This is a genomic window from Candidatus Aquicultor sp. (genome assembly GCF_054640775.1).
In genome coordinates, this window is the sequence record NZ_JBTSLF010000155.1 from 1 (window position 1) to 6025 (window position 6025).

9 protein-coding genes are annotated in these 6025 nt (G+C 50.3%); all 9 read right to left on the reverse strand.

Going from position 1 to position 6025, the window contains the following annotated elements:
- Window positions 1–293, reverse strand: a 293-nt coding sequence (locus tag ACYC56_RS11400) for a flavoprotein (protein ID WP_461374304.1), incomplete at its 3' end; no start/stop codon positions are given.
- A 131-nt stretch (window positions 294–424) separates the two neighbouring features.
- Window positions 425–685 (reverse strand): DNA-directed RNA polymerase subunit omega, encoded by a 261-nt coding sequence (rpoZ, locus tag ACYC56_RS11405; protein WP_461374305.1) that lies wholly within the window; start codon window positions 683–685, stop codon window positions 425–427.
- On the reverse strand, window positions 685–1272 hold the full coding sequence (gene gmk / locus ACYC56_RS11410; RefSeq protein ID WP_461374306.1) for a guanylate kinase: 588 nt from the start codon (window positions 1270–1272) through the stop codon (window positions 685–687). The genes rpoZ and gmk overlap by 1 nt, the downstream gene beginning before the upstream one ends.
- 13 nt (window positions 1273–1285) lie before the next feature.
- Window positions 1286–1597 carry an integration host factor, actinobacterial type gene (gene mihF, locus ACYC56_RS11415; RefSeq protein ID WP_461374307.1) on the reverse strand — a complete coding sequence of 104 codons (312 nt, stop codon included), beginning with the start codon at window positions 1595–1597 and terminating at the stop codon, window positions 1286–1288.
- Window positions 1598–1994: 397 nt separating this feature from the next.
- Window positions 1995–2735, reverse strand: coding sequence for an orotidine-5'-phosphate decarboxylase (gene pyrF, locus ACYC56_RS11420; protein WP_461374308.1), 741 nt, complete (start codon window positions 2733–2735; stop codon window positions 1995–1997).
- A 226-nt stretch (window positions 2736–2961) separates the two neighbouring features.
- The gene (locus ACYC56_RS11425; protein ID WP_461374309.1) at window positions 2962–3906 is read right to left on the reverse strand and encodes a dihydroorotate dehydrogenase; all 945 of its coding nucleotides are present in this window, start codon (window positions 3904–3906) and stop codon (window positions 2962–2964) included.
- Window positions 3896–4075 (reverse strand): hypothetical protein, encoded by a 180-nt coding sequence (locus tag ACYC56_RS11430; RefSeq protein WP_461374310.1) that lies wholly within the window; start codon window positions 4073–4075, stop codon window positions 3896–3898. The genes ACYC56_RS11425 and ACYC56_RS11430 overlap by 11 nt, the downstream gene beginning before the upstream one ends.
- Complete coding sequence (locus tag ACYC56_RS11435; protein ID WP_461374311.1) at window positions 4044–4886, reverse strand: dihydroorotate dehydrogenase electron transfer subunit; 843 nt, start codon at window positions 4884–4886, stop codon at window positions 4044–4046. Before ACYC56_RS11435 ends, ACYC56_RS11430 begins: the two co-directional genes overlap by 32 nt.
- A 135-nt stretch (window positions 4887–5021) precedes the next feature.
- A partial coding sequence (locus tag ACYC56_RS11440) for an ATP-binding protein (RefSeq protein WP_461374312.1) occupies window positions 5022–6025 on the reverse strand: 1004 nt, incomplete at its 5' end.

Sequence of the window (6025 nt, forward strand, 5' to 3'; positions counted from 1 at the left end):
GTGGCGGGGGCGATAACAACCAGGTCCGCCTCCTCGCTTAGCGCAACGTGGGATATCTTGCCTTGCAAATCCGCGGCGAAAAGGTCGGTCAGAACCGGCTGACCGGTTACCGATTGGAACGTCAACGGGCTTACAAATTTCGTCGCGTGCTCGGTCATGACCGTTTTAACGACCGCACCCCGCTGCGCCAACTTGCTCGCGAGATCAGCGGCTTTATAGGCGGCAATCCCACCGGATATGCCAAGTGCTATTGTTTTCCCGGAAAATATATCCTCGCCCATGTTCCCTTCCACATACCGTCATGCCTTAATAATCGCTGTTCATCTATATCGACATGATAACCTGCCAGGATAATAATGACAAACAAAACACCCAGGGCTTGGGCCCTGGGCTACTATTGCTTTTTTACTTGCTGACTGCTTCGTTATTTGATTCCCTCGACTAACCTCTCATATGTGATCAGACCCTGAGAGATTTCTTCGAGCGCTATGGTCAAGGGTTTACTTGAGAGGGCATCGATTTGCGGTGGCCGCACCCTTACCAGATCGTGTCGCTTTATTGCGCTGAAATAATCATTGATTTGCCTCGCCCGCTTTGAGGCTGCAATTACGAGAGTATACTTACTGTCGACCTTGCTCAAAAGTCTGTCGATATCCGGCCTCTTATCGATATCCGGTCTCGCCACTAACCATCACCTTCACTTTTTTTAGCTCGTTTTTCAGCCTTGACGATGTCAACCAGCTCATCGACGGCCTTTTCCACATCATCATTTATTACCACATAATCGTAGTTCTTAGCAAGCTCCATCTCTGTTTCTGCGTTCTTAAGCCGCTCTCGCAACTCGGCATCGGTCTCTGTATTGCGAAGCCTAAGCCTCTCTACAAGCTCCGCCATCGAAGGGGGCTCGATAAAGATACTAATCGCTTCGGGCATTTTCTCTTTAATGCTGGCCGCGCCCTGGACGTCTATCACCATAACCACGTCTTTTCCCGATTCGAGCTCTTTTTTAACGACCGATTTTAAGGTGCCGTAGTAGTTGCCATGAACCATGGCCCACTCAAGGAAGTCCCCTTGCCGAATATGGTCTTTAAGCTCATCCTCGGCTAAAAAGTAGTAATCGACCTCGTTAACCTCACCGGGGCGCGGTTTTCTGGTGGTCGCAGAAACTGAACGAGTAAGAGAGGGGACTCTCTTTAACAGTTCGTCAGTGAGAGTCCCCTTTCCCGCTCCTGATGGACCAGATATAACGAACACTTTCGGGTCTGAATCCATCTAATTCACCTATTTACTTGCTTACTGAGGTAATCAGTATTTCTTTCTGTTTACTCCCGAGACCCTGGATTCTCCTGCTCGGGCTGATACCTGCATCCTGCATAATCTTCTGGGCTCTGGCTTTTCCGATGCCCGGAAGGGATTCTAATAAACTACTAACTTTCATTCTGGAGATGATCGGATCGTCAGTTTTGTTGATGATGTCTTTGACGCTTACTTCTCCGGCTTTGAGTTTCTTTCTGAGATCTGCCCTTTTTTGTCTTGCTTCTGCTGCTTTCTTTAAGGCATCTTGCCTTTGCTCTTCAGTTAATTTCGGTAACGGCATAACTCCTCCTTAAGTTAGGTAGTCGGTCTTTTTTAATACAACGGTGATTATAGGGGATAGCTAGTTGAATGACAAATGCTAATTGTAACTATTTCGTATGTTATTATCTATGGTGGGTTTTCATCCGGCACAGTTCGCGTCTTTATCCAGGGCATCTAGCTGCCCGGATATTCGTCGCGATCGTTGCCAAAGATTGCAGTGGTTCGTCTAAAAGTTCGTTTTTACCCCTATCAACCTAGCTAGCAACTTTATCTGACTGTACCACCCTCCCCTCTAATCGGTCGATGTTCCTTTGTAAAACCCGAGGTAACAAAGGCACTAATTTACATAAACCTTGCTGACCTGCGTATTTATCACATTTCTATGTATATTACTGCTTTTCCTGCTTTTTTGCCAATTAAAATATTATTTTTTTGCGTTCTGCCTCTGTGATTTCCGTGACGATTTTAGACGCTGCGGCCGCCGGATCACCGGCTTTAAGAACCGGTCTCCCTACAACCAGGTACGATGACCCTGCGCTAATCGCTTCGCCCGCACTCATAACGCGCTTTTGATCCTGAACGTCCTCGGATGAGGATCTAATCCCGGGTGTGATTATCACGAAATCATCCCCGACCTTCTCCCTGATTCTCGAAACTTCATGCGGTGAGGCCACAATCCCGTCCAGACCGCTCTTCTTAGCCAACACCGCCAGATTTACCACTTGCTCCGGAATTGCGTTCGCGATGCCTATTTCCCCAGCTCTCTCATCATTTAAACTGGTCAGAACCGTTACACCCAGTAAAATGGGAGGTCGGATGCCCAGTTCCTGCGCCGATTCTCTGATTGCGTTTGCCGCGGCCTGCATCATATCGACGCCACCCATGGTGTGGATGGTCGTCATGTCGACCCCCATTTTGACCACCTCACGACATGCCCCGGCAACCTGGTTCGGGATATCGTGCAGCTTGAGGTCGAGAAACACCTTCGATCCACGGCCCTTAAGAAGCTCGATCACACTGCGGCCTTCCGCTAGAAACAACTGCAGGCCTACCTTATAAAAAACAGCGTTGTCGCCAATTCTATCGCAAACCGCCGCGACCTCGTCGCTGCTAGAAACGTCAAGTGCAATTATCAAGCGTTCTTTAGGTTCAATCATTGCCAATAAACACCTCGTAAAAAACAGTATGCGGTAAGCAGTAGGCAGAATCAAACCATCTATCTCGCATTGGTTTAGCTACGCCTAGACGCTAGTAAGTTACAATCACGGCAAGTGCACCCCAGATTCTTCAGTCACTATCGTTCCTGAAGAATGACATCTAGCGATGGTCTTGCATTAAACCCACATCCTAGACCTGCATACTCCCTACTGCCTACTCTGCCTACTAAGTCTTAACTTTTCCAATAATCTGCTTAATATCAGTTAGGTCGCGCTCTTTCAGGAACGCTTCTATGCCGTTTATGATTTCGATCGTGGCACGTGGGTTGATGAAGTTGGCGGTGCCGACCGCGACTGCTGTTGCGCCCGCGAGGAAGAACTCTATCGCATCCTCCGCCGTTGAGATGCCCCCGATGCCGATGATCGGGACATTTACCGTCTGCGCTACCTCCCAGACCATGCGTACGGCGATGGGTTTGATCGCGGGCCCGCTAAGACCGCCGGTGATATTGGCCAGGCACGGTTCGAAGGTCTTTATGTTGATCGACATACCGACTACCGTGTTGATGAGCGAGATCGCGTCAGCGCCAGCGCTGACCACCGCTCGCGCGATTTTTGAGATGTTATAGACGTTAGGGGTGAGCTTTACTATAAGCGGCAGGTCCGTGTTGTAACGAGCGGCCGCTGTCACCTGCTCTGCCAGCTTAGCGGACGCCCCGAAAGCAATCCCGCCAGCCTTGATGTTAGGGCATGAGATATTAAGCTCGATGCCGCTGACCCCCTCGACACCCCGTAAATCCCTGCACATCTGGGCATATTCCTCAAGCGTGTTGCCCGCGATATTCACGATAACCGGGACTTTGAATTTGCGCATGTAGGGTAGGTCGTGCTTGAGGAAATGATCGATGCCTTCATTCTGCAGGCCTATCGAATTCAACATGCCCGAATTGGTTTCGCATATCCGGGGTGGCTTGTTTCCTACGACCGGTCGCAATGTGACCGTTTTCGCGACAAGCGCCCCCAACGACTTAATATCCATAAACTCGCTAAACTCACGTCCGGTCCCAAAGGTGCCGGATGCGGGCATAACCGGGTTTTTCATCTTTATCCCGGCAAGATTAACGCTCAAGTTTACGCTCATGGTTTCTCCATCAAGCCGTTTACCGGCCATAATCATCTTCCTCTTCGTCGTATTGCAACTTCTCCATGACCCGCTTCTCTTTGCTTCGCTTGTAATCGGCATCGTCGTGGATGCGGGTTCTGGGGTTTATGTCCCAGGTTTTTCGCTCTTTTTTCTGGTCTTTGTGACTAATCCGAATCTTGAGTTTCTTGCGTTTCACACTCGCAACCCCCGGATGGAAGCTGATTGACTTCATCTTGGTCCCATACAAGGTCGCGTGCATTAAACACGGGACCGTCTTTGCATACCATCTTGTAACCTTCCTTGGTGACACAGGCGCAACCAAGGCAAACGCCGATTCCACAGGCCATCTTGGCCTCCAGGGAAACCTGGCAATCGATGCCGAAATCATCCGCGGTCTCGGCAATTTTTCTGAGCATGCCTTTCGGGCCGCATGCATAAATCACCTGCGGTCGTATCTGGTGAATCGTGCGGTTGAGAAGATCGACGACCGTGCCTTTATGGCCAAGGCTGCCGTCTTCGGTGGCGGCGTACGTCTTTTTCCCCATGCGCTTGAAATCGATATAGCGCAGCAGCTGGCTTTTAGCTTGAGCGCCGACCATGGGGTAGAGTTTAACGTATCGCTCGGCAAGCTCCTCCGCCAAAAAAATAAGTGGTGCGACGCCGAGTCCGCCCGCGATCAACAACGCCGACTCGATCCTCTCGGAATACGTAAAGCTGTTGCCGAGAGGGCCGATCACATCCAGGCTCTCATGTATTTTAGCCTTGGAAAGCGCCTCGGTTCCCTTACCGACTACTTTAAACAGGATTTCAAACGCACGACCGGGCACAACGCGGTGGATGCTGAACGGCCTTCTTAAAACAAAGTTATCGTTCTCGCTCCCGCACAATATATGGACAAACTGGCCCGGTTTGGCGTTTCTTGATATCTCGGGGGAAACAATGGTGAGGCTGAATACCCCCGGAATCACTTCTTCTTTTGATAAAATATCAGCCTTGACTTGAAACATCTCCATCCCTTAGAAGAACTTTATAAACGTAGATTAAGAGCTATCTTAAAAAATGATGAACCATTATTGTTAAACGTTCGAAATCGAACCAAGTTACGGGTCTTTTAGGGCAAGTTGGGCAATCACACAGAAATTCTACGAATCCTGGAAAACACTTTCCATATCCGCGTCCCCTTGATTTTGGTCCCCGGCACTTAGCCCCTTATAATGATAGTCTTGAATCGCTTTTACATCCAGACTGCCGCTCCGCAGGGCTTCGATACCCTGCACTACGGCGGTTGCCGCTGCCAGGGTGGTGATACACGGGATTCCGTACACCGCCGAAGTGGTGCGAACCTGATACCCGTCAACGCGCGTACCGGTTCCCCATGGGGTGTTGATAACCAGGCCCACTGTGCGGTTCTTGATAAGGTCGACGACGTTCGGCCTTCCCTCTTGAACCTTCTTGACCGCTTCGGCTTCGATTCCGTTTCTGTTCAACATAGTCGCGGTCCCCTTTGTCGCGTATATCTTGAAGCCAAGCCCATCCAGCCGTTTGGCAAGCATGATAATCGACCTCTTGTCGCTATTCTGAACACTTATAAAGACGCTGCCTTCTGTCGGCAGGTTAAGCCCGGCGCTAATCTGGGCTTTTGCAAATGCGTTGCCGAATGACGTGTCGATGCCCATGACTTCCCCGGTAGATTTCATCTCCGGGCCGAGCACCGTATCGACTTCCGGGAACCGTCCGAATGGCAGAACCGCTTCCTTGATCGATATATGGTCGATGGGCGGCACCTCTGAAATCCCCATCTGCTTGAGGGTTTTTCCGGCCATTACCTTTGCCGCTATCTTTGCGAGCGGCATTCCTATCGACTTGCTGACGAATGGGACGGTCCTCGATGCGCGTGGGTTGACCTCGAGAACGTAAACGGTCTGCCCTTGCACCGCATACTGGATGTTTAGCAAGCCGCGTACGTGTAATTCCTTCGCCAGTTGTATGGTGTATTCCTTTATTTGTTGTATAATTTCTTCGCCCAAAGTATATGGTGGGATGACGCATGCGCTATCGCCCGAATGAACGCCCGCCTCCTCGATGTGCTCCATAATCGCGCCGACCAATACATCGTCGCCGTCGCAAATCGCATCGACGTCGACCT

What these genes read in the sequence shown, in the direction of transcription:
- gmk (WP_461374306.1), bottom strand. Translation starts at nt 1,272, where the DNA reads ATGGATTCAGACCCGAAAGTGTTCGTTATATCTGGTCCATCAGGAGCG.
- mihF (WP_461374307.1), bottom strand. Translation starts at nt 1,597, where the DNA reads ATGCCGTTACCGAAATTAACTGAAGAGCAAAGGCAAGATGCCTTAAAG.
- pyrF (WP_461374308.1), bottom strand. Translation starts at nt 2,735, where the DNA reads ATGATTGAACCTAAAGAACGCTTGATAATTGCACTTGACGTTTCTAGC.
- ACYC56_RS11425 (WP_461374309.1), bottom strand. Translation starts at nt 3,906, where the DNA reads ATGGCCGGTAAACGGCTTGATGGAGAAACCATGAGCGTAAACTTGAGC.
- ACYC56_RS11435 (WP_461374311.1), bottom strand. Translation starts at nt 4,886, where the DNA reads ATGTTTCAAGTCAAGGCTGATATTTTATCAAAAGAAGAAGTGATTCCG.